This is a genomic window from Leptospira fletcheri (genome assembly GCF_004769195.1).
Taxonomy (GTDB): Bacteria; Spirochaetota; Leptospiria; order Leptospirales; family Leptospiraceae; genus Leptospira_B; species Leptospira_B fletcheri.
The window spans coordinates 1258719-1281290 of sequence record NZ_RQET01000004.1; the positions used below are offsets into that span (position 1 = coordinate 1258719).

Annotated in this window: 20 protein-coding genes; 6 read left to right on the forward strand and 14 right to left on the reverse strand. The window is 48.4% G+C overall.

The genetic code is table 11. From position 1 onward, the window contains the following. The first annotated feature begins 47 nt into the window (after positions 1-47). Together EHO60_RS09250 and EHO60_RS09255 are read left to right on the forward strand one after the other, a co-directional pair. Positions 48-1499, forward strand: a complete 1452-nt coding sequence (locus EHO60_RS09250; RefSeq protein WP_425460277.1) for a TolC family protein — start codon at positions 48-50, stop codon at positions 1497-1499. Continuing rightward, complete coding sequence (locus tag EHO60_RS09255) at positions 1496-2674, forward strand: efflux RND transporter periplasmic adaptor subunit (protein WP_135767818.1); 1179 nt, start codon at positions 1496-1498, stop codon at positions 2672-2674. Before EHO60_RS09250 ends, EHO60_RS09255 begins: the two co-directional genes overlap by 4 nt. 37 nt (positions 2675-2711) lie before the next feature. Here EHO60_RS09255 and modC read toward each other — a convergent pair whose 3' ends face one another. The 4 genes from modC to EHO60_RS09275 are packed head-to-tail and all read right to left on the reverse strand — an operon-like array spanning position 2712 to position 7131. Beyond that, positions 2712-3782, reverse strand: coding sequence for a molybdenum ABC transporter ATP-binding protein (modC, locus tag EHO60_RS09260; RefSeq protein ID WP_135767819.1), 1071 nt, complete (start codon positions 3780-3782; stop codon positions 2712-2714). 1 nt (position 3783) lies between these two features. Continuing rightward, on the reverse strand, positions 3784-4482 hold the full coding sequence (gene modB, locus EHO60_RS09265) for a molybdate ABC transporter permease subunit (protein WP_210409350.1): 699 nt from the start codon (positions 4480-4482) through the stop codon (positions 3784-3786). 25 nt (positions 4483-4507) lie between these two features. Beyond that, positions 4508-5278 (reverse strand): molybdate ABC transporter substrate-binding protein, encoded by a 771-nt coding sequence (gene modA, locus EHO60_RS09270; protein WP_135767821.1) that lies wholly within the window; start codon positions 5276-5278, stop codon positions 4508-4510. 14 nt (positions 5279-5292) lie between these two features. Continuing rightward, the gene (locus tag EHO60_RS09275; protein ID WP_246028211.1) at positions 5293-7131 is read right to left on the reverse strand and encodes an alginate export family protein; all 1839 of its coding nucleotides are present in this window, start codon (positions 7129-7131) and stop codon (positions 5293-5295) included. 152 nt (positions 7132-7283) lie between these two features. Here EHO60_RS09275 and EHO60_RS09280 point away from each other — a divergent pair, with 152 nt between their 5' ends. Continuing rightward, positions 7284-8081, forward strand: a complete 798-nt coding sequence (locus tag EHO60_RS09280) for a TOBE domain-containing protein (protein ID WP_135767822.1) — start codon at positions 7284-7286, stop codon at positions 8079-8081. A gap of 11 nt (positions 8082-8092) precedes the next feature. Here the strand turns inward: EHO60_RS09280 and EHO60_RS17255 are convergent, their stop codons facing one another. After that, positions 8093-9229, reverse strand: a complete 1137-nt coding sequence (locus EHO60_RS17255) for a hypothetical protein (protein ID WP_246028212.1) — start codon at positions 9227-9229, stop codon at positions 8093-8095. 395 nt (positions 9230-9624) lie between these two features. Here EHO60_RS17255 and EHO60_RS09290 point away from each other — a divergent pair, with 395 nt between their 5' ends. Beyond that, positions 9625-10788, forward strand: coding sequence for an acyl-CoA dehydrogenase family protein (locus EHO60_RS09290; RefSeq protein ID WP_135767823.1), 1164 nt, complete (start codon positions 9625-9627; stop codon positions 10786-10788). Between the two features lie 63 nt (positions 10789-10851). Here EHO60_RS09290 and EHO60_RS09295 read toward each other — a convergent pair whose 3' ends face one another. The 4 genes from EHO60_RS09295 to EHO60_RS09310 all read right to left on the reverse strand — a co-directional run bounded on the left by EHO60_RS09295 (position 10852) and on the right by EHO60_RS09310 (position 14779). After that, complete coding sequence (locus tag EHO60_RS09295) at positions 10852-11394, reverse strand: Crp/Fnr family transcriptional regulator (RefSeq protein ID WP_135768026.1); 543 nt, start codon at positions 11392-11394, stop codon at positions 10852-10854. A 138-nt stretch (positions 11395-11532) separates the two neighbouring features. Next, on the reverse strand, positions 11533-12423 hold the full coding sequence (locus tag EHO60_RS09300) for an alpha/beta fold hydrolase (RefSeq protein ID WP_246028214.1): 891 nt from the start codon (positions 12421-12423) through the stop codon (positions 11533-11535). Between the two features lie 164 nt (positions 12424-12587). Further along, positions 12588-13577 carry a sigma-70 family RNA polymerase sigma factor gene (locus EHO60_RS09305; protein ID WP_210409329.1) on the reverse strand — a complete coding sequence of 330 codons (990 nt, stop codon included), beginning with the start codon at positions 13575-13577 and terminating at the stop codon, positions 12588-12590. A gap of 5 nt (positions 13578-13582) precedes the next feature. Beyond that, positions 13583-14779, reverse strand: a complete 1197-nt coding sequence (locus EHO60_RS09310) for an NAD(P)/FAD-dependent oxidoreductase (RefSeq protein WP_135767826.1) — start codon at positions 14777-14779, stop codon at positions 13583-13585. A 168-nt stretch (positions 14780-14947) separates the two neighbouring features. Here EHO60_RS09310 and EHO60_RS09315 point away from each other — a divergent pair, with 168 nt between their 5' ends. Further along, positions 14948-15889: a cytochrome-c peroxidase gene (locus EHO60_RS09315; protein WP_135767827.1), complete on the forward strand. Its 942-nt coding sequence runs from the start codon at positions 14948-14950 to the stop codon at positions 15887-15889. A 52-nt stretch (positions 15890-15941) separates the two neighbouring features. On the opposite strand, the gene EHO60_RS09320 is transcribed toward EHO60_RS09315, so the two are convergent. Further along, the gene (locus tag EHO60_RS09320; RefSeq protein WP_135767828.1) at positions 15942-17567 is read right to left on the reverse strand and encodes a TolC family protein; all 1626 of its coding nucleotides are present in this window, start codon (positions 17565-17567) and stop codon (positions 15942-15944) included. 96 nt (positions 17568-17663) lie between these two features. On the opposite strand from EHO60_RS09320, the gene EHO60_RS09325 reads away from it, so the two are divergent. Beyond that, positions 17664-19745 (forward strand): thioredoxin domain-containing protein, encoded by a 2082-nt coding sequence (locus EHO60_RS09325; protein WP_135767829.1) that lies wholly within the window; start codon positions 17664-17666, stop codon positions 19743-19745. 30 nt (positions 19746-19775) lie between these two features. Here the strand turns inward: EHO60_RS09325 and rsfS are convergent, their stop codons facing one another. The 4 genes from rsfS to nadD are packed head-to-tail and all read right to left on the reverse strand — an operon-like array spanning position 19776 to position 22571. Then, entirely contained in the window at positions 19776-20153 is a 378-nt protein-coding gene (rsfS, locus tag EHO60_RS09330; RefSeq protein WP_135768027.1) for a ribosome silencing factor, read from the reverse strand. A gap of 5 nt (positions 20154-20158) precedes the next feature. After that, complete coding sequence (locus tag EHO60_RS09335) at positions 20159-21307, reverse strand: LCP family protein (protein ID WP_135767830.1); 1149 nt, start codon at positions 21305-21307, stop codon at positions 20159-20161. 42 nt (positions 21308-21349) lie between these two features. Beyond that, the gene (gene yqeK, locus EHO60_RS09340; RefSeq protein WP_135767831.1) at positions 21350-21943 is read right to left on the reverse strand and encodes a bis(5'-nucleosyl)-tetraphosphatase (symmetrical) YqeK; all 594 of its coding nucleotides are present in this window, start codon (positions 21941-21943) and stop codon (positions 21350-21352) included. Between the two features lie 4 nt (positions 21944-21947). After that, a complete protein-coding gene (gene nadD, locus EHO60_RS09345) occupies positions 21948-22571 on the reverse strand; it encodes a nicotinate (nicotinamide) nucleotide adenylyltransferase (protein WP_210409330.1) in 624 nt (207 codons plus the stop codon). Between the last annotated feature and the right edge of the window lies 1 nt (position 22572).

The window sequence follows — 22572 nt, forward strand, 5'->3', positions numbered from 1 at the left end:
GCTTGCGGGCACGAAAACTGCATGCCGGAATAGTCAATAAGGCTAGAATGCGAATCCATCGATCTTTGCAGCAAAATGAAACGAGGTTTCGGTGTTTCGGAGAACGCGGAATCTCTTTTGCGATCCTCTCGGTCGTCTGCGGATTCTTTTTTTTCTTTTCTTTCGATCGTCTTCTTTCGTCGGAAACGATTCCATTCGAATCTTCGGGAGAAGAGAAAACGGAACATTTTAGTCCGAGATATGTTCCGATTTCCGGAGCGGAACATTCGGAAGTTCAGACCAGGCTGATCGACTGGGATATAGATCGTCTGACCGAATACGCCGTTTCCAACAATCCGTTGTATCTTTCGGAAAAACAGAACGTGGGAATTTCCCGGGGGGCCGTGATTACCGCCTCCTTGTACCGAAATCCGATTTTCCAATTCCAGCAACAATTTATCGGAGGAAATCCGAATACACAAGGAGGAAGTCCGGAAACCGCTCCCGCTCTCTACCAGGACCTGGACGTTTACGGAGTCGTACCTTTACGGACTCGGGTCGCCAAAAAATCCTTCGAAGCATCCATAGCGGATTTTCGGAATTTCGATCGAATGTTTCGGATGAGACTCAGGCAGAACTATTGGGCTTTCGTCTTCCTGACCTTGCTCGTGGATACCAATAAGGAATTTTACGAGAATTACAGCGACCTTCTGGAACTTACGAAATTTCGGGTCCAAAAAGGGGATATTTCCCCTCTGGAATTCGAGAGGTTGGAGTTAGAAAGGATTCAGGTGGAGAGATTCTACAGGGACGCGATCGTTCGGAGGCAGGCGATCGAAAAGGACCTAAGGATTTTGAGCGGTCTTACGGAACGGGAAGGTATTTTCGCTTTTCAGGTGGAATCGATGAGGTTCCGCTCTTTGGAGGATTTGGGTTTAAGGCTCAAAGATGCGACGTCCCCCGGCGATCGTCCGGACATCGTAGCTTTGGAACAAAGGCTCCAGGAAAAGAAAATGAATATAGAACTCCAAAGAAAAGAGTCGTTGGGTTGGCTTCAGGTCGGCGGGGAATGGCGGATGAAGGGAAGCGAGAATTACGGGGGAGTGTTCGCCATGATTCCGATTCCGTTGAATGATAGAGGACAGGGAAAAATCTACGCCGCCAAGGAAGAATACAAGAAATTCGAATTGGCTTTGGACGCGAAAAAAAGGGAAGTGGACGCCGAAATCGAGGCGGCGAAAAAGGAATTGTTGGCTCGGGAAGAACTGCTTACCAAATACGAAAGGATTAATCTATTACAAAAAAATAAACAATTGGAGGAAAAATCCAGGATCGCTTACGTGCGCGGCGCTTCCGATCAGGTCACTTTTCTCCAGGCCGAAAAAAACTATCTTTTCATTTTACGCGAATATTACGATCTTTTGTATCTTTACTTCAACGCCGTGGAGGCTTTTCGGGCCGCGACGGGAAAAAACTCCGACTACCCATCCAAAATCCATTCAAAAGGAGACGAAAGATGACGGCGATTTTGCAGAGATACAAAATGATCGTTTTTCTGATCGTGTTGGTTTCGGGAGCGGCCTACGGATATAGGCATTTCTATAAGAAAAAACCGGAAAAGCATCTCGCGCAGGAATCCAAAAATTTCTTCAAGGTTTCGGACGAAATCCTAAAAAGACACCCCGTGACTTTCGTGAGTTTAAAAGAGGTTTCTCAGTTCGAGGAACTCGCCTTGCCGGGAAGGATCACGTACGATCCGGAGAGTATGGCTCGGGTCGGATCCACCGTGGAGGCGAAAATCAAGAAAGTTTTGGTAAGGGAAGGGGATCGTGTAAGCCAGGGTTCTCCGTTAGCGATACTTTCTTCCGTGCAACTCGGGGAAGTGGAGGCGGCCTATGTAAAAGCCAGAGCTTCCCTAGAAGCTCTGAAATTGCAGGCGGATCGGGCAAAGGAACTTTTCGAAATGAAGGTCACTGCCGCTAAGGAATACGAACTTGCGACCATGCAGTACAAGACCGCCAAAACAGAGGCGGAAACGACCCGGATTAAACTGGAAAATTACGGACTGACTCCGTCGGAGATCGAGGGGATAGAACGAGGGGTTTACGTTTCCTCCAATCTGGTGCTTCGGAGTCCGATCAACGGAGAAGTCACGGAACGAAAAGCGATCATAGGACAACAGACTTCCAGAAACGAGGAGTTGTTTACCATCGCGAACCTGAACAATCTCTGGGTCCTCTTGGACGTGTACGAAAAGGATTTGGGCGGGGTGCACGAGGGAGCCCAGGCGACGATCTATCCCTTCGGAAACGAAGAAAGTACGAGGATCCAGGGGCGAGTGGCTTATGTGGGCGCCATATTGGACAGCGTTAAACGAACTGCAAAAATCAGGATCATGGTTTCGAATCGCGGCGGAAAGCTGAAGCCCGGGCAGACGGTTACGGCAAAAGTGGCCGGTTTGGTCGTGAGTACGGGTGACGGAAAGAGGAGAATGTTACCTTTGGAAGCGGTCCATGAAATCGAAGGCCGTTCCGTGGTCTTTATCCATCATGATGACGGCAGGTTCGAAGCGGTCAATGTGGTGGTCGGGGACATCATAGAGGACGATATCATCATCTTAAGCGGCGTACCGGAAGGAGTTCAGGTCGCTTCCAAAGGATCCTTCGTGCTCAAAAGCGAGTATTTGAGGTATTAGAAGATTCGAAAGTAGACGGTCGGAATTCCTCGGACGGTCATTTAATCGCTACCGATTTTATCTGGATCCAGACTTCTTTCCCTTGCGAAAGGCCGAGTAAGGAAGAGGCGCGTTTCGTTAAACGAGATAGAAAAAAGGTTTTTCCTACTTTCAGACGGACGAGCAATAATCCCGGATGCTCGTCCTCCGCAATTCCATCCACCTTTGCGAGTAACGCGTTTTGAATGCTCGTTTGGTCCGGCCGATCGGCAGTTACGCTGACGTCTTTTGCGAGAACTACGATCCTATTTTTGGATCCGATCGGAATTCCGCGATCCAAGGTCCAGATGACTCCGTCCGAAAAATCCAATCTAGCCATCGACCATTCCTCTTCGATCGCGCCTACAACGGTATCTAAAACGATTCCGCAATTTTCACCGAGATTGACGGGAGGATTCAGGCCTGATAGGGTCGAAGCGATCGGGCCGTTCCTGATGACCGATCCCCCGTCCAGGATTAATAGATGATCGGAAAGTCTAGCGATCTCGTCGTGAGAATGGCTGACATACAGAACGGGAATCCGGGATTCCAAGTGAATCCGTTCCAGATACGGAAGAATTTCCTTTTTACGGACAGAATCCAAAGACGCTAAGGGTTCGTCGAGTAGGAGGAGACTCGGGTTGACGGCGAGGGACCTTGCAATGGCCACTCTCTGTCTTTCTCCTCCGGAAAGATGATCCGGTCTCCGATCTAGGAGGGGACCGATGTCCAAGGATTCTATCGCTCTTCGTAGATGTGATTCTTTTTCGGCGGATCGGCTTCTTTCCACTCCGTACATCAGATTTTCCCGCACGTTTAAGTGCCGGAATAAATTTGCTTCCTGGAATACGTAGCCGATCGATCTTTTAAACGCAGGTAGTCGAATTTTTTCGTCTTGCCATACGTTTCCGTTTACGATGACGGATCCTTTCGAGTTTTTCTCCAATCCTGCAAGGCATCGTAGTAGAGTCGTCTTTCCCGAACCGGACGGTCCAAAGATCCCGGTCACTCCTTTTCCCGGCAATTCGAATTTCACGTTCAAAGTGAAAGAGGACCGCTTGAAACGTAGATTTACGCTTATTCCTTCCATATTATGTTTTATTTATGCGGTTCGGTCGAATATAAAGCGCTAATAGGACCAAAAAAGAAAAGATGAGCATGCACACGGCCAGACGATGGGCCTGCGGATATTCGAAGGCCTCCACGTGATCGTAAAGCTGTACGGAAGCGACTCGAGTGATCCCGGGGAGGTTTCCTCCGATCATGAGCACCACCCCGAATTCCCCCACGGTATGGGCGAAGGTAAGTACGGATGCCGCAGCGAAACCTGAAAAAGAAAGAGGGACGACCACGGTAAAAAACGTATCCAAGGGCGAAGCTCCTAGAGTGGCCGCAGCTTCCAGCGGTTTCTCCCCAATCGCTTCGAACGAGGTCTGCAACGGTTGGACCATGAACGGAAGAGAATAGAAGACGGAAGCTAGAACCAAACCCCAAAAAGTGAAGGGCAAATGACCGATGCCGAGAAAACGCGTCAATTCTCCGACCGGTCCGCTCGGGCCGAAGAGAAGCAGAAGATAGAATCCGAGTACGGTCGGGGGAAGGACTAACGGCAGGGAGATGAAAGCTCCTAACGGTCCTTTCCATTTCGATTTCGTGTTGGCCAACCACCATGCCACCGGCGTTCCTATCAATAATAGCAGGATCGTCACCAACCCTGCGAGACGGATCGTCAGCCAAATCGCCTGTAGATCTTCCTCCGAAAGAATAACGACCCTCCTCCTTCCCGAAATATTTTACAAATCCGGAATATACGATCTATTTTGTAGGATTTTCTTCCGGCAGTACGAAGCCGTATTTCTTCATGATCATCCGCGAGGATTTTGCGCGAATATGTTCGACGAATTTTTTTGCCAAAGAGAGATCGGCTGCGCGCTTTGTTACGATAAAGCCTTGTTCCAAAGGTTCGTGAAGATTTTCCGGAATCAGCCAATAGCCGCCTTTTTTTGCCAGCTCGGGACTGAGTGCCAAGGAAAGCGCTATGATTCCGATTTCAGCATTGCCGGTCTCTACGAATTGGGCGGTTTGGGCTATGTTTTCCCCCAAAACCAATTTCTCCTGCACTTTTTCCCAAAGGCCGGAGGCTTTCAACGCTTCTTCTGCTCTCTTGCCGTACGGGGCATGCTTCGGATTCGCGATCGCGATACGTTTGATTTTCGGATCCGTCAAAACGGATAAGGTCGCCTTTGTAGCATCTAGACTCGCACTCCAAAGTACGATCCTTCCTAATGCGTAAGGAACGACTTCCCCAGACGCAAAACCTTCCTTTACAAGTTCACGTGGGAAAGCGATATCCGCGGAAAAATATAGGTCGAAGGGCGCGCCCTGGCGGATCTGAGTCTGAAATTTTCCGGACGATCCGTACACCACGTCCACTTCCTCTCCCTGATTCGCTTTTTTGAAGGAGACCACGATTTCATCCATGGCGAATTTCAGATCGGATGCGGCCGCGATCGTGATCTTTTCCGCATGTAAGGAAACGGAAAAGAGAAGGAGGAGGGATAAAAGGTACTGCTTGATTCGTTTCATAATGGACTCCCTTGTTAGATTGCGAAAACCGATTGTAAAAAGAAATACGTGGAATTGGGCTGATTCGTATATTGCAGCGCCGGATTCGGATTGGAAAGATTCACTTTTGCGTTCGTAATCGCGTCTCCCGCATGGAGGAAAGCCATCCCCGCCCAGATCGAAAGATTTTCATACGGAGTGACTTGGTAGATTAGGTCGATTTCGGATGCGATCTTTTTACCCAGACGTTGTGCGGAGGCGTTGTTTGCGTTCTGATTCGTAGCGTCTTCGGTGCTTCCCGCGACATAACCGTTGTTATTGTAATATCCGTCCTGTAATTTCGCTTTATAATATAAATGTGATACGAAAGTGAATATTCCCCATTTTCCGGAATCGTATTTTATGTTTATGGAATAGTCTTTTACGTTCTGCCAATATACTACGCCGGAAATATTGGCCCCCGACCAGGGAATTGCGCCGCCTGCGGCCCTTCTTGCCCCGAACAGAGGATTCCAAGTGGAAACCGAGGAATCGTTCCTATTGGGATCTCCGGAAGCGTACACGTACTGGACACCCACTCTGAGAGGGGCCACGGGAGAATACCCGGTCTGAAGCGCGAGAAAGTGAGCGTCGTATTTTTGGTTTTCGTTCTGTATCGCTTGCCCGTTGATGTTGATGCTTGTAGTTCCGGGGGATTGCAACCATGAAGTGCCTACCCTTTGTCCAGTGGATCCTCCTTGCCAAGCGGCTTCGACGGTCCAATCCCATTTGTATCCGTCGGGAAGCGCGTTGTTTTGGGTACGATTCGTAAGTCGGAATCCGTAGGTATTCAGTTGATCGCTTTGTCTCGTTCGAAGTTCCGAATCGTAGACCGGAGCGGTCGGGCTTACTATCGCTCTTTTTAGAAGGGTAAAATCGTAAAAGTCGCCTCCGATCCAATTCGCTAATTTGATCCAATAGTTGGTACCGACGAAATATGCGTCTCCTAGAGAATTATTCGTGGCTCCATTCGCGGTAACGAGTCCACTTGCGTTGTTCTGCGAACTCAGGACCGTTCCGAAGACGTCGAAACTATGATCTCCTTTCTTTGCGGTGAAACGAAGTCCGTCGAAAGCGTTTCCGATCTGATTGAAGTTTCTGGCACCAACGATCCGGCCGTCTCCGAATTCCAGGATCTGCCTTCCGATCCTGAGTTTCAGCGCTTCGTCCATCATTCGAATCTCCAAAAACGCCTCTCGGAAGGAGGTGGGATTAGAGACGGGGACCGTCTTTTGCGTAGAGGTGTTGTACAACGTACCCGCATTCCCGGTAAGTCCGAAACGGGAGTCGTTCGTTCCTGCCGGAGTTTGGCTTCCTCCCCACTGGCGTACATCTTCCAAAGTCAGTTTAAAAAGAAGATGTTTGTTGATGTCTCCAATCAAGTAGGCCTGGGTCTGGTTCGTGAACACATTCTTATTGTCAGGAGTCGTCTTGTCGAAATCCGGATTGAAAGAAGATTCGTATCTGGGCCTGAGTGCGAATCCCACTCTGTACTTATCCTGAAACCAAAGTTCCTTGCTGCTTCTTACCGCTTTGTTTTGCTCCGGAGTCAATTGCAGGGAGCGCAGGTACTCCGTCGTAAGTTTGCCCACCAACGGACTTTTGTACGGTTCCTGAACCGTTTCCTTGACGGGAGAAGATGAGGGGGGCGCTTCAGTATTCGCTGCGGGGGCAGTAGGAGGAACGGATCCGGGAGAATCGGGTGTTACGGAATTTCCGCCAGACTGAGAAGTCGCGTTTTCGGTACTTGAGCTTTCCGCATGGATGATGTTCCCCGTAAAAAGAAAAGTTGTGATAACAAAATAAATTAAACGAATTCCAATCTGTTGAAACAAGTTACGGATTTTTCGCATTTGAGTCTCTTTTTCGTTGAAGTCGCAGCCGCTATATTTTAAATTATATAGCGACAAGTAAACGTTTTTTTGAAAATCTTTTTTGCAGCTTTCGGGGGTTCGGTTTCTTTTAGTATTTTCTAAGGAATGTGGGTATGAAGGACAAGATTCGTTTCGACGGAGCCCTTTCGCTGAAGAACGATAAAGCCAATTTTTTGGGCAAAGATAAGATCGAATTGCTTAAGGCGGTGGAGGCCTGCGGTTCCATTTCCCAAGCTGCTCGTGCGGTCGGGATCAGCTATAAAACGGCTTGGGATTCGATCGATTTAATGAATAATTTATACAAAGAGATTTTGGTGGAAAAGGTTGTCGGGGGAATGCACGGAGGAGGGGCCAGGCTTACGCCTAAGGCCAGGGAAACTCTGGAATTATTCGATATCGTAGAAGAGGAGCACAAAAAATTCCTGGATCGTTTGAGCAAGCGGATGCGTCATCCTACCGAACTGCTGAATTTTTTGAGACGGATTGCCGTGAGAACCAGCGCTAGAAATCAGTTTTATGGAAAAGTAAAGGGAATCCTTCGCGGGGCCGTCAATTCGGAAGTGACTCTTTCGCTGAAAGGGAATCAGGAAATTATCGCGACGATTACGAACCAAAGCGTCCAGAATCTAGGTTTAAAAACGGGAATGTCGGCTTACGCTTTGATCAAGGCCTCGTTTATTTTGCTTTCCACCGATCGGAATCTTTCGATCAGCGCGGAAAATCGCCTAGAAGGAACCGTGCTTTCCATAGCGGAAGGAAGCGTTAACGACGAAGTGTCGATAGAGTTGTCCGGAGGGAACGTGATGATTTCTATCCTGACCAGCCAAGCTCGAAAAAATTTGCAATTGGAAGTCGGGAAAGAAATATACGCTTTCTTTAGCGCCTCTTCAGTGATTCTGGCCGTAGAATAATCTTCGTAACATCAATAACAGATACAAAATACCGTCCTGAATATGTCGCAGGTTGCTCCGCTCGGGGATCCTTCTCCGTTAATCGCATCGTCGATCCATGCCGAAGAAGTTATATCGGGAAATCCGATCCTTCCCGATACCCCGCCGGAATTCGAAGTGGCATTGGCACAACTATCTACCGAAACGAATTGTCCGGTAAAATCCGAAAAGCTCCACCACCCGGCTCCGCTGCTGTATTCCGGAAGCGCATTTCGGATCGTGTTTTGGATTGTCCCGCTCGTTAGCTGTACTTTATCCGAAGCTAGGATCATTCCTTGGCTTCCCAATACGATCACTCCCGCGTTCACCGACTTTAAAATGTTCGAGACGGTGTCTGCGGGACTTAGGGAAATGAACGCATTCACGATCGAACAACTGTTTTTCCAGGGATAAGAGGTCTGACTGATCGAGGAGATTCTATTCGCACAGAGGGTATCCGCATTCGTTCTCGTGCCTATATTTCCCTGGTTGTTACTGACGGAATCGAAAATATAGACTGCGGGCATCATTGTGGACGGCTGCGAAGTATATATGCTCTGGTTCCCCGCCTGGTCCGTAAGGACGACGTTGAAGTAATACGCAGTCTTCGCAAAGAGTTGGTTGACTGCGATTTCGGAAAGTCCGGCTTGAGTTGTGGAGAAGGGGGTGCCGTTCGCCAAAGTATTTGTCAGCGTCGTCAGGTTATTGCTTAAAGAATAATATACTTGGTAGGTCAGATTCGCTTGAGAAGTTACGTTATCCGTACCTGCCGTCCAGCTTAGGGTCACTTGCGCTTTGGTGGAACCCGAGTAAGTCCCGGAAGGAACTGCGGAAATGATTCCGGATCCGCCGGGTACCGGAGGAGTTGTGTCTAATACCGGGGCAGCCGTGGCCCCTCCAGCGGAAGCAACGGGGGCTTTTTGGTTTGCATTGCCTAGTAGCCCACCGATCAGTGCGGTAAAGTCCGGATTGCTATTTTCCGCCGGAAAGACCAAGGGTTTGAAAATCGGATTTAGGAAACAATTTTCTACGAATACAAGACAGAGGGCAAAAACCAGCCAAGCATACGAACTCTGTCTCTCGGAAGCATCGAACGAAGTAGAGGAGGGGCGCATTTTCATCTTCATCATTGATTCGCTTAACAGAGCGCTAAACGGCTCTTTGTCCGGATCGTCATCGGGATCCAGAGACCTAGTCCAGTACTTCCATAAAAAAGAGAAATAGCAAGAATTAAAGACGGCAACCGGAGAAGATTTCAGTTACGAAACTTTGAATGAAGGGGTCGGCTCTTTCTTGTTCCTCTCTTGTATGTTCCGATTTTAGCCTTCTTATAGAAATGAATAAAAACAGAACGAACGTTCTGTATAAAAAACTTGTTTAGAAAGGCCAAATTCGATAAAAATTCGGGTTTTCTCGGAATTCTGTCCCATTCAGGACGATTTGGTCGGCATTTTGGGAAGGTTTTGGTTGATCTAATCCCCGCTCCTCAAAAACTAGGAACAGAAACCTCTTAAGAAGGGAACCAATGTACCAGGAACTGACTGAGCAACAGATCGAAATTCGGGATACGATCCGTAATTTCGTAAAAAAAGAGATCACCCACGAAGTAGCGATCCACTGGGACGAAGAGAATAAGCACCCCGAAGAATTGATCAATCGAATGAGAAAGGAATTGGGCGTAAACGGCCTAACTATCCCCGAAGAATACGGCGGCTGGGGGTTGGGTTCCATAGAACAATGCCTTGTGACCGAAGAGCTTTCCAGAGGATGTCTCGGGATTAGCCTTTGTTTCGGATACACCGGTTTGGGAATTCTTCCAATCATGAAAGGTGCAAGTCATGAACAAAAGAAAAAATGGCTTCAACCGGTAGTCGACGGAGAATACGGAGTTTCCTTCTGTCTTTCCGAACCGGGAGCAGGTTCGGATGTTCCGGGAATGAGCACTACTGCCGTTAAGAAAGGTGACAAATGGGTCATCAACGGAACCAAGCAATGGATCACCGGCGGCGGTAGCGCGGGAGCATATACGGTATTCGCTTATACCGACAAGGGACGCGGAACCCGCGGAGTTTCCTGCTTCTACGTAAAACGCGACACTCCGGGTTTGATCGTAGGTAAAAAAGAAGATAAGCTCGGAATCCGTGCTTCCGATACCCGTCAGATCATCTTCGAAGACTGTGCGGTGGAAGAAGCGAACATGATCGGGAAGGAAAACCTCGGATTCATTTACGCTCTTCAAACTCTGAACGCATCCCGTCCTTACGTGGCTGCTATGGGTGTGGGCGTGGCGCAAGCTGCATTGGATCACGCGTCCAAGTATGCTCGCCAAAGGGAGCAATTCGGATCCAAGATCTCCAGCTTCCAAGCGGTGCAACACATGCTCGCCGACATGTCCATCGGAGTCGAGACGGCTCGTCAGATCTGTTATCTGTCCGCACGCATGTCCGACGCGGAAGATCCTCGTCTTCCGAAGTATTCCGCAATCGCAAAAGCGTACTGTTCCGAGACTGCAATGAAAGCGGCTACGGACGCGGTTCAGATTTACGGCGGTTACGGATATACGAAAGAATATCCGGTGGAGAAGCTGATGAGGGACGCAAAAATCCTTTGTATCTTCGAAGGAACGACCCAGATTCAGAAGAACGAGATCGCTGCTTACGTGATTCGCGAAGCCGCATCCGCAAAGTAATTCGCTAAACATTTAGCGCTAATTGCAGAGAAACGCCGGGAGTTTTCTTCCGGCGTTTTCTTTTTAACTTCCCGCCTTGGAAAGTTTCGATCGAATTCTACTCAGGCTTACGGGTGTGATCCCGAGATAAGAAGCGATATGGTATTGCGGAATCGATTCCTCAATTTTCGGGTAGGCCTTTTTTAAGGATTCGTATCTTTGTTCCGCGGAAAGAGCCAGAAGTTCGTATTCGCGTTTCGCTTTCTTAATAAACAGAAATTCCGCCGTCTTTCTTCCCAATCTTTCCCAAGCGGGATGGTCTTCGTATAACGAAGTAAAATCGGCAAAGTTCGCTACTCCTAGTAGGCAATCGGATAAGGCGCGAATATTGCAAGTGGACGGGTGCTCCGAAAGAAGGTCGAAATAGGAGCCGGTAAATTCTCCCGGAAAACAGAAACTTTTAATGTATTCATCGCCTTGGTCGGTAAGATAGTATTCGCGGAGCTGTCCCGAAAAAACGAAGGCGAATTCGGTGGGAACCTTTCCCTGTTTTACGAAAAAATCGCCGTACTCGAGCTTTCGAAAAGAATAGAGTCCTTCCGCTCGGTTCCAAATTTCTTTCGGCATTCCGGAGAGTTTTTGGATGGTCTGAAAAATTCGGTCCCATTCGGGACTTTCCTGTCGGATCAGTTCTGGTTCCAAGATCGGATGTCTCTCCTTTAAGAGTCATCCGATCCTGCTTTTTGCAATCCCAAAACGCCTCCGTTACAATACGGAATCCAGGAAAGGTACCAGGACTTTTAAGAAGGCATCGGGATCTTCCGCAAAAGGTACGTGACCCGTTTTTAGGAATACGATCCGCGAATTCTTGATTTCCCGGTGCAGAGTTTTTCCAAGACTCGGTTCCAGTACCGGATCCTGTATTCCCCATACGATCAAAGTAGGCTGGCGGATATCTTTGACTTTTTCTCTGAGGTCGTGTTTCGGATCCAGAAAACTCTTCCAGATCGCGGCGTTCACTTCCTTTGCTCCTTCCTGTTCCCCTTTTTTCCGGATTTGCTCCAGAATTAGGTTCGTGTATTCATTTCGGATTTTTAGATAATATTTAGGAAAGGCAGTCCAAGAAAGTTTGGTGAACCATAAAGTTCCTTTCAGGTTGGAAAATGTACGCGTCGCAAAATCGGGAGCATTCATCCCTCCCGTATCGACAAGGACCAGGCCCTTTACCAGTTCCGGTTTTTCCAAAGCCATTTTTAAGGACGCAAACCCGCCCACGGAATTTCCTAAAAAAACGGCTCCTTCGGGCGCAAGTTTGGGAGCGATTTCCTGCAGAAGTTCCGCGATCGATACCGCGGAAGCCGAGGAGGGAGGAGAAGGATTTTCGGATTCTCCGTGGCCGGGCCAGTCCAAGCGAATCACTCGAAATTTGGAGGCGAGGGTCGGAAGGATGGCTTCGAAATCCCGATGGTCGTGGCCCGCAGAATGCAATAGGAATATCGTTTTTCCTTTCCCTTGGACCCAATAAGCCACCTTGCCGAATTTGGATTCGAAATATCCGCTCGGTTTCTCCTCGTCCGTAATCCGAGAGTTTGCTCGATTTTCGATCACAGTCTTATTGACTCCGCAAAACACGCTGAATATCGTAAATCCGATCATATATAAAATTATCAACCTTAGTTTCATTACTATATTAGAAAACTATGAATGATACAAAGTCAATAATCCCGAACGTAAAAGGGGCCGAAAGAGGATTATCCTATGTTAACTAGAAATTTTCCCGAACGACCGAATCTTTCCCCATTTGGGACGCATATGGAAAATTACCAGAGAACCCAGCGGACCAATTTTACCACGGGAGTCATCCATTTCTGGAATCCCGAAGGTTGAGGATTCGGGAATAATAGAAAAGATTCGATCGGAATCAAAGAGCCTTCCCGTATCAGCTTGTCTTTGTCGGAAAATGCGGAAAGTTTATCCGGGTTTAAGACGGTATAGATTCTCCAGATTCCGTCCGGTTCGATGATGAAATTCTGGAAATACATCGGTCGTTCTCCGGAATATCCTATCAGAGATTCCGCGCCGTTTACATAGGAGAAATAGAAGCGAAGTTTTTTTCTGAGAGGGTTTTTTCGTACGCGATGTAGGAACGTAGCGACTCTATCTTTTCCTACGATCGGAACCCTTGCCGCGTTCACCTTTCCTCCGCCGTCGGACCACATCATGATTTCTTCCCGGAAGAACGGGATCAAATAGCTCGGATCCCCTTTGGTCGTCGCGAGTAGAAAATTCCGAAGATGAGTCCTTCGCATTTCCGTATCGGCGGGGTATCGTCTGCGATCCGACTTCAGCGCAGTCTTGGCGCGTTTCAGGATTTGGCGACAGTTTTCCTGACTTTTGCCTACGGCTTCCGCAATGACAGGATAGCCCAAAGAAAACGATTCCCGCAGCAGAAAGACGGCCCTCTCGATCGGATTCAATTTTTCTAATAGGTGTAAAAAGGCCAGGTCTAGAGTCTCCTCTTCCATTCCGACGAACTCTTCCTGCGGAATCGGAGACATGGGCTCGGGCAACCATGGACCGATATAGGTTTCGCGTTTTCTCTTGGACCTTCTCAGATTATCCAGAGATAATCGTGTCGCGATCGTGGAAAGGAAGGCCTTAGGAGAACGGATTTTTTCGGCGGAGGATCTTTCCCATCTCAGAAAGGTTTCCTGCACGATGTCTTCAGCGTCGACTACGCTGCCGGTCATTCTATACGCTATCCCGAATAGCAGCTTCTTGTGTTCCAGAAATTGCCCGAGCTTATCCATTTGTCTTATTTTCCCGCGGCCACGATCGCTTTTTCACTTCGAGGTTCGGCGATTCGATCCAGTTTAGGACCTGCCGGCCAATTGTAAAAATCGAAATATTTTTCGGCTTTAAAAGAAAAGACGGTGAATTTGCAGATCAGTTCCTTGACCATCGCTCCGAACCGTCCCTTCCAGAAAGAATGTTTCGGAGTATCATCCGGATTGAGATGCTGTATCAAACCGTATTTTCTGCCTAAACTAACGCAACGAATCACATACCCGAGCGAGAAAGGCTTGGATCCGATTTCGCTTTTTGTTCCCAATAAAAACGAGATGCGTTCGGCCATGTACACTCCCATAGGAAGAGCGGTGGCACAAGACATTCTCAAATGGGAATGTCCCTCCCCTAGGATTCGAATTCCGTCCCCGGCTCCAAGGATATTCCATTTGTCGGGAACCTGCAAGGTTTCCGAGACGAGAACCTGACCGAGTTCATTCGTTTTCCAACCGGATTCGGTTCCGACGGGAGAAGCAGAGAGTCCTGCGGAAAGTAGGCAGATGTCGTGGGAAATTTTTTCTCCCGTATCCGTGAGGATTCCGTCGGGTAAAAAGGAAATCGCTTTCCGGTTTTCGAATAAAGAGACTCCCAATTTTAGTAGAGTTTCCCGCATGTACATCGCAGCTTCCGCGTTGAAATTTCCGCCTATCTGTCCGGAGTCGACGAGGGCGATCTTCGCGTCCGAAAAACGTTCCGCTAATTCGGAAGCGGTTTCGATTCCGGTCAAGCCTCCTCCGAGCACGGTGATCCTTCGACCCGGATTTTTGTAAAGTTCTTGTCGAATCCGTTTGCAATCCTTCTCTTCCGCGATCGAATGATACGTCTCCGGAAATCTCTCGCCAGTTTTGGCTCTCATTCCTAAGGTATATCCTAAAAAATCATAAGGATATTCCTCTCCGTTCGTTAAACGAACCCTTTGTTTTTCCTTGAGGATGCTTTCTACGAATCCCGTTTTTAGTTCCACTTCCTTCCTGAGCAGGGACCGCACGGAATAAAATTTCGAATTCGTTCCCGCGATTTCCTGGTGGTTTCGGATCTTTTCGATGAACGTTTCGTTTCCCGTGATCAATAGGATTCGTATCGGCAATTTTTTTCTGGCCAGTCGATTTGCCGCCACGATTCCAGCGTATCCACCACCGACGATAATTACGGATTTAGATTCCATTTTTTCCTCCTGTTTCCTAAAGAGAGACTCCGGGAATCCGTTTCTGTGACACGGTCGAAGACCGATTCATTCGCGTTAAAGCGGCGTTTAGAGCTACTCTAAATAGGAGATTGACAAAGGCCGAATTTGGGGAAAGCTGGAGGAATAGATGGCGCACCGGGTTTTTGCATGAACCATAGATTTTTGATCGTCGTTCTTTTTCCAATCACGTTCGGTTTGAATTCCTGCAAAGAGCGTAGGCCCGTACCGGAATTGCAGGCTTTCGTCGTGAGGAATGTCATCCATCCCAGCAATAATCTCTATAACCGGGATAAGGTGGAACTGGGAAAGACTTTATATTTTGATAAACGTCTTTCTCTCGGGCAGGACTTCAGTTGCGCCACGTACAAGGACACGGATTTCCATACGGAAGGAGTTCCACGAAATAGGATTCACCAAAACGTGGACCAAACCCTTACGAACGTGACGCTCTACAAAGACGTTTTTAAGGATCCGGAAACCCGGGATCTGGAGGACGTAGTGAAGCAGAGGGTGTATTCCGAACTCATGTCTAAGAACGGAGCTACTGTCGTTAAGCGAATCTCTTCCGTTCCCGAATATAGGGAAATGTTTCAGAAGGCTTTCGGTAGCCCCGAGATCACTTTGGATAGGATCGTATTCGCGATCGCTTCTTTTCAGAGAACCATATTGAGCCGGAATTCCAACTTTGATCGATTCGCGATGGGGGAAGAGGCGGCGCTGACTCCCGCTCAGAAACGCGGTTGGGACGTTTTTCAAAACAAAGCAAAATGCGTCCAATGTCACCAAGGTCCGAATTTCTCGGATTCGGAAATGCATAATACCGGCGTATCCGGAACCAAGGATCGGATTCGGACTCCTTCTTTACGGGATGTAACCAGAAAGAAATCCTTTATGCATAACGGACGATTCGAGTCCTTGGAAGAGGCCGTAAATCACGCAATCGAAGAAAGACATTTCAAAGCGGTTTCCGGTCCGCAATCGCAGCCTGCAAGACTTTCAGAGGAAGAAAAAAGGGATCTCATCGAGTTCCTCCGGGCATTGGAAGGGGAAACAATTCCTTTAGAAGTTCCGAATATTCCAAAGGCCTAAAATTTAGAGCGGAAAAGGAGCGGCTCCGTTTTTCAGGCTTGGAAGGGCGATATTAAGGTTTTTTTTCCGCGTCGGGATCGTATTTGGACAGTTCTTCCACGATTTTGGAGACTTCCACTCCGAACTTTTCAAATACGTAATTCTTGGCCAAGTTGTATCGGATCAGGTCCACGTTGAAGTTGATCTTGGCCTGCGCGAGTCGGAGTTCCGCGTTGATCAGATTATCCAGAGCGAGTTTGACCACTACTGCGGTAAAACGACCCTGACTGTAACGAACTTGGACGCCTTTATAATAACTTTCGGCTTCGTCTCTCTGGCGGATCGCCGAATCCAACAATTCCTGTCCTGCGGAAAGGGAAGCGAAACGGTCGTTCAGTTCCTCTCGGATCTGTTCCTTCAAATCCTCTTCCTGCTTTGCCAATACCTTTACTTTGATTTTAGCGTCCCGGATATTCGCCTTGATTCCCAAATCGAATAACGGATACGAAAGATTGAAACTTGCGTTCATATCCGGGTATTTGAAGGACAGAACTCCGGTATCCGGATTGACGAAGTTGGCTTGGGGGTTTAGAAACGTTTGACCTTGGGAAGAGTAGCGTCCACTGATCTTAAGGGAGGGCATGTCTTCCGCTTCCTTGATTTTCAGATCTAGGTCGGCGACTTCCTTTTGTCTCCTCAGATTCTTTAAGTCGATCCGATTCAGTAAGGCGTATTCGTAATCCTTTTCCGGTCGTATGTCTGCAGGAATCTTGTCCTGCAAATCGGTGATTCCGGCAATTTTGGAAGAAGGATCCACGCTCAAAACCCGAACCAAGTTCCTTTCCGCGGTGTCTCTTGCCAATTTGGCTTTTTCCAGACTGTTTTGGGTGTTCATTACCGCGGAATTCCATTGGTTCAGCTCGAAAGATTCGGAAAGTCCGAGCCCCGTTTTTCTCGCAGTGATATCTCGGATCGCCCGGGTGTTTCTTTCCAATTTTTCGAAAGTAGCGACTTGGGAATCGTAGACACTGAGAGTCCAGTAATCGACCAACGTCTGGACGACGAGGCGGGAAAGTGTATCGATCAGGTTGTCCCGTTTGATAACCGCGTTTTGCTGGAGCATTTTACGACGCTGCTTGTCGGTCTTTCCGAAACTATATTTCAACAGTTCCTGACTCAAAGTAGCGGTCAATGCGCTGGTGTATTGGGGAGGCGCGGCCAACAAAGGACCCAAGGCTCCGAGGGGCGCCGCCGACGCAGCAGATTCCAAAGCGTTCGTGTCGAATCGTGTGTTGCTGACTTCGAAGCTGAAATACGTTTGGGTTTCGAATTGCTTTTGGATTCCGATCGCCATCCGGTCGTTCGATATTTTCGTTCCGGAGATGATGTTATTTCGGTTCGAGGGAAGTCCCGTCTTTACAGAAGTGAAAGAACCAACCAGAGTCCAAGCGTATTTGGAGTCGTTCTTTAGAAAGTCGGAATCCGCCTTGACGTATTCCATTTTGGCATTTTTGACAGTTAGGTTGTTTGCCAGAACGTAATTGACCGCCTCTTTTAGGGAGAGGTGAAGCACGGGTTTGTTGGGGGAGAACGGTTCGGCCTCCTGGGCAAAAAGGGAACCTGGTACGGACAGAGCCCCAGCCAAAAAAAGCCGGAAATAAATTTTCCTTAAGAAAGGAACGGCTTGGACGCTCTGCATGACTTCGATAATCTTCCTTACGGAGCATGGTTTTCGGCTCGGAAGAATTTGCCAAATCGAAAACATTGAGAGAAAAGTCTAATGCTAGAGAAATAAATGGACAGAACTCCTAAGAAATTAAACCGACTCGCGTCCGAAAAGAGTCCGTATCTACTCCAACATTCTGCGAACCCGGTGGATTGGTTTCCTTGGGGGAGCGAGGCTTTTGAAAAAGCGAAAGCCGAAAATAAGTTGGTCTTCCTTTCCATCGGTTATGCGACATGCCACTGGTGCCATGTGATGGAGAAGGAATCCTTCGAGGACCGGGCCACCGCAGACGTGTTGAACGAACATTTCATTTCAGTAAAAGTCGACCGCGAAGAAAGACCGGACGTGGATCGAATCTACATGGACGCGTTGCATGCGATGAACCAGCAAGGCGGGTGGCCTCTGAATCTTTTCCTGACTCCCGAAGGAAAACCGATCACAGGAGGAACATACTTCCCTCCTGTCCCGAAATACGGGAAAAAAAGTTTTACGGAAGTGCTCCGGATTCTTTCGGATTTGTGGAAGGAAAAGGCTGAGGAGCTCGTGGAGGCCTCCGAGGAACTGGCACAATTTTTAAAGGATTCGGAAGAGACGAAGGCGCTACATCGGAGCGAGGATCTTTCCTTGCCGGAACGTTCCGTGTTCGAGAATTGTTTTCGGATGTACGATCGATTTTACGATCCGGATTACGCCGGTTTCCGAACGAACGGGAACAATAAATTTCCATCCAGTATGGGGCTCTCCTTTTTGCTCCGGTTTCATAAGAGTGCGGGAGAATCCAAGGCTCTAGAGATGGTAGAGGAGACTTTGACCGCTATGAAGAAGGGCGGAATCTACGATCAGATCGGCGGAGGATTGTGCAGGTATTCCACGGATCATAAATGGTTGGTTCCTCATTTCGAAAAAATGCTCTACGACAATTCCCTTTTCCTGGAGGCCCTGGTGGAATGTTTCCAGGTTACCGGAGACGAGAAATACAAGGAAGCAGCGTATGACGTATTGGAATATCTATTTCGGGATATGAAACTTCCCGGAGGAGGGATTTCCAGCGCGGAGGACGCGGATTCAGAAGGGGAAGAGGGCCTATTTTACGTCTGGTCCAGGAGAGAATTCCACGAGGTTTGCGGTTCGGATGCAAAGTTGCTAGAGGAGTTTTGGAACGTAACCGAACCGGGAAATTTCGAAAATAGTAATATTTTGCACGAAACGTTCCGAGTGAATTTCGCGAGAAAGCACGGATTGGAACCGGAAGAGCTGAACGAAATCGTGATCAGGAGTCGGAAGAAACTTCTGGAAAGGAGATCCTCTCGGATTCGTCCCTTGCTCGACGATAAGGTACTTCTTTCCTGGAATTGTCTTTTTGTAAAAGCCGCCACTAAGGCCGCGCTCGCTTTCGGCGATGGGGAGCTTTTGGGTACAGCGGAGGAATCCTTCCATTTTCTGGAAAGGAAATTGATCCGGGAGGACGGCAGATTGCTACGAAGGTATCGCGAGGGAGAAGCGAGATTTCTAGGATACTCGACTGATTATGCGGAATTTATCTTAGCTTCTCTTTTTCTTTTCCAGGCGGGAAAAGGTCTGAGATATCTGAATTTGGCGTTACGATATTCGGAGGAAGCGGTTCGACTTTTCCATACTCCCGCAGGAGTTTTCTTCGATACCGGTTCGGACGCGGAAGACCTTCTACTTCGGCGCAGTGTGGACGGTTATGACGGTGTGGAACCTTCTGCGAACAGCTCTTTCGCATACGCTTTCACTCTTTTGGCGAAAATGGGGATCGAATCGGAAAAATACGGGAAGTATGCGGACTCGATTTTCTCCTATTTCAAAAAGGAACTCGAGACGACTCCGATGAATTATCCTTATATGCTTTCCGCTTATTGGCTCCGAAGCGTCGTTTCACGAGAACTTGCGATCGTTTATTCCGCCAAGGAGGAACTCCTGCCATTCTGGAAAGGAATCGGCTCCTTGTTTCTGCCGGACCTGGTTCTGGTCTGGGCGACGGACAAGGAAGCGGAGGAATTGGGAGAAAGGACTTCTTTGCTCAAAGGTCGCGTTTCCGAAGGCGGGGTCCGTGCCTATCTTTGTCGGGATTTCAGTTGCGAATTGCCGGTATCCAAGTGGGAGACTCTAAGAGACAAACTGGTTTAAATCGGGAATTTTCCGAATCGTCGCGACCGGTCATTCCATAGGAATTCTTTCCGCGTCCCTCCAAAGACGATCCAAATTGTAAAACTCCCTTTTTTCCGGAGTCATGATGTGGATGATGAATTCTCCGTAGTCGATGAGAGTCCAACCGGATGAGGCGGAGGTTCCCGTTTTGTCCGTCTCTTTATGCGGAAGTTTAAACGACTTCAAGGTTTTTTTGATTTCTCTGGCGACCGCGTTTGCCTGGACCGCGGAATTAACGGTGCAGATTACGAAATAACTTAAGTAGGAATTGACCGATTCGAGATTCAACACAGCGATCTCTTCGCACTTTTTGTCCTTCATAATCTTATGGACGGCTTTCAGAATTTCTAACGTTTCTTTCGGGGTGTTTTTAGAGGCTGGAGTCATATCTTTCATTTTTTAGGTTGGATGTCGGAACCGAGGAGAACGGTGGAATCCAAACCTAGGTCTTTGCGTAGTACGTGATACACTTTCGTCTTATCCAGTACGGAGGAAATCTTATCGGAAACCGCGGTATTTCCGGAACGGTCTAGGATTACAGTTTTCTTGACGTCTTTGGTCCAAGCATTATCCGCGGAGAGGACCTTAATCCTTTTGTCCGCCAGAATGCTTCTTACGTCTTTGGCGAGGCCCGCGACTTCTGTCCCGTTCAAGACTTCCGTCCGTGCGAATTCCCCGTCCGCGAATATTTCGGAGGAAACGTCCTTTTGGAACTTGCGGAATGCAGCAGCAGCCCTAGCTAGGTCCGCCTTTAGATACAATCGTTTGGTTTTCGGATCTTGGGAAGGTTCTCCCGGGAGTTCCGTAACTCCGAAAACGAATCTGCGGGAGGTTATGAATTTCAAAAGAGAATAGAAGTCCTCTTTGGAAAGGTTCGTGTCCACGAGGGAAAACGCGAACTCCGACCAACTCGCGTTTAAAAGGTCTCGGTTTTCATACATAGTTTCGTAAAGTGTAAGGACGGCACTTTCCTGGCGGCTGATTCTATCCAGATAGTCCAGGGTTTCCCGTTTTTCCATGTGGGAAACGTAATCGTAGACATCATTTCCGGAATAGGTATAAAGCCCGGGAGTTCTCCCGTAAGTGGGGGAATTTTTGGAAGTGCGATCGTCCGTGTAGACCGGTAACCCCCCCAGTAGATCTACGAGTCGGATGAAAGAGGGAGCATCCACTTTGATCTTGTAAGTGGGTTTGGATCCGAGAATATCTTCCAACGCGTTCGCGACCGCCGATTGGGCCTTGGATTTTAATTGTTCGAGAGTGTCATCGGGATCTTCGAACGTAGTAATCGGATGTACGAAAAATAAAGCCACTCTCTCTTGAGAGGGAAAGATCGTGGCCAAAAGGCCGAATTCATAGGAATCCTCCGCCCCCACTGCATGGATTAGGATATGGATGGGTTTGCCGGAACCGATCTTTTCGTCCAGTCCGGTTCTTCGTAATTGTTTGAATAGGAAAAAAATTACGACGACCAGCAGAACGCCTATCGTGATCGAAAGGGGAAGTAGAAAGGACGGTTTCGAAGATTTAGAGGAACCCAAAAGCAAAGCCTCGGTTCCATTTCGCTCGTAAAAAGCCGGATGTCAATTGGATATTTTCCCCAAAGCGAAGTGATACATTCCGATCGTTCTGGGATGGACTTCCTTTCGATTTTCCAACAAATCGGAAAGCGTATGGACCGCCTTATTCAGAACTCCCTGATAGAGATTTCTCCTGGCTTCTTCTCTCCATTCGGCGTAATCCTTTTGTCTTTCCGCAAAATCCGACCCTAAAAAATCGGAAGCATACAGAATGCACTCTAAAACTCCCAATCCGTCCCCACCTAAAGTATGGTGCTTGACTGCGCCTAAAATCGATTCGTTGGAAAGTCCGTATTTTCCCTTCAGGTAGTGATACGCGGAACGGGCATGCCAGGCGGCTTCCGGAAGTAGGGGGCCTTCCTCGTCCTTCGCTTCCCGAAAAACATTCAGGTGGAAGTCCTTCGTTTTTTGTTTCGTGATGTCGTGGATGATTCCGGCCAAATATGCGTGCGAGGAAAAATCCGGAGCATGGAATTCGGCCAGTTCCCTTGCAATCTCCGCGACTCTCAGGCTATGTTCCCAGCGGGTCACTGTGATTTCCTCCGGAACGATCCGGATGAAGTATTCCGTTTGTTTTTGTATCGTTTCCGGGTTCATGGGTTCACTTCGAATACGAGTTCGTCTCTAGAATCTTTTGCCACACTGCCTCGGTGAGCGCAATCGGTTTCCGCTTTGTCCGGATCGCTTCCGGAAGTTCTTGTCGGAGGTCGCAGGAAGCGGCGGGAACGATCGGGTTCTTCAAGAAAACGATCTTTTCGCGGAATCGATCCAACTCAGGATTGAGGGGAGTGATCTCGGAAGTTCTGCGAAATACGAGAAGGGTCGTTACAAGAGATAGGATTCCTTTCCATTCTTTCCAGAGATGAAATGCGGCGTACTGGTCTTCTCCCACCAGCAGAAGATAATCCCGTTCCGGCATGATTCTCTTCAGTTCGGACAAGGTATCGTACGTATAACTCGGGCCGGATTTTTGCAGTTCCAGATCCAGAATCCTCGTGTTTTTCATTTCTCCGAATTGGAGGTGGAGCATGTCCAGAATGATTCCGGTGGAAACGTGCTTTTCGTTTTTTGCGGGAGAGAGGGAGTTGGGAAGGATCCAAAGTTCGGAGGCCTCCGGAAATTCCCGCCAAAAAGATTCCGCAATTCCGAGATGTCCGAGGTGAGGAGGATCGAAACTGCCGCCGAAAATTCCCGTTACGTTCGGCATCGCGGCAGGAATGGGCATG

Coding starts and splice junctions, on each gene's coding strand:
- modA (WP_135767821.1), bottom strand. CDS start 5,278: ATGAAACGAATCAAGCAGTACCTTTTATCCCTCCTCCTTCTCTTTTCC.
- rsfS (WP_135768027.1), bottom strand. CDS start 20,153: ATGACTCCAGCCTCTAAAAACACCCCGAAAGAAACGTTAGAAATTCTG.
- EHO60_RS17255 (WP_246028212.1), bottom strand. CDS start 9,229: ATGATGAAGATGAAAATGCGCCCCTCCTCTACTTCGTTCGATGCTTCC.
- yqeK (WP_135767831.1), bottom strand. CDS start 21,943: ATGAACCCGGAAACGATACAAAAACAAACGGAATACTTCATCCGGATC.
- nadD (WP_210409330.1), bottom strand. CDS start 22,571: ATGCCCATTCCTGCCGCGATGCCGAACGTAACGGGAATTTTCGGCGGC.
- EHO60_RS09300 (WP_246028214.1), bottom strand. CDS start 12,423: ATGATCGGATTTACGATATTCAGCGTGTTTTGCGGAGTCAATAAGACT.
- EHO60_RS09280 (WP_135767822.1), top strand. CDS start 7,284: ATGAAGGACAAGATTCGTTTCGACGGAGCCCTTTCGCTGAAGAACGAT.
- EHO60_RS09250 (WP_425460277.1), top strand. CDS start 48: ATGCGAATCCATCGATCTTTGCAGCAAAATGAAACGAGGTTTCGGTGT.
- EHO60_RS09325 (WP_135767829.1), top strand. CDS start 17,664: ATGGACAGAACTCCTAAGAAATTAAACCGACTCGCGTCCGAAAAGAGT.
- EHO60_RS09305 (WP_210409329.1), bottom strand. CDS start 13,577: ATGGATAAGCTCGGGCAATTTCTGGAACACAAGAAGCTGCTATTCGGG.
- EHO60_RS09315 (WP_135767827.1), top strand. CDS start 14,948: ATGAACCATAGATTTTTGATCGTCGTTCTTTTTCCAATCACGTTCGGT.
- EHO60_RS09320 (WP_135767828.1), bottom strand. CDS start 17,567: ATGCAGAGCGTCCAAGCCGTTCCTTTCTTAAGGAAAATTTATTTCCGG.
- modC (WP_135767819.1), bottom strand. CDS start 3,782: ATGGAAGGAATAAGCGTAAATCTACGTTTCAAGCGGTCCTCTTTCACT.
- EHO60_RS09310 (WP_135767826.1), bottom strand. CDS start 14,779: ATGGAATCTAAATCCGTAATTATCGTCGGTGGTGGATACGCTGGAATC.
- EHO60_RS09255 (WP_135767818.1), top strand. CDS start 1,496: ATGACGGCGATTTTGCAGAGATACAAAATGATCGTTTTTCTGATCGTG.
- EHO60_RS09290 (WP_135767823.1), top strand. CDS start 9,625: ATGTACCAGGAACTGACTGAGCAACAGATCGAAATTCGGGATACGATC.
- EHO60_RS09295 (WP_135768026.1), bottom strand. CDS start 11,394: ATGCCGAAAGAAATTTGGAACCGAGCGGAAGGACTCTATTCTTTTCGA.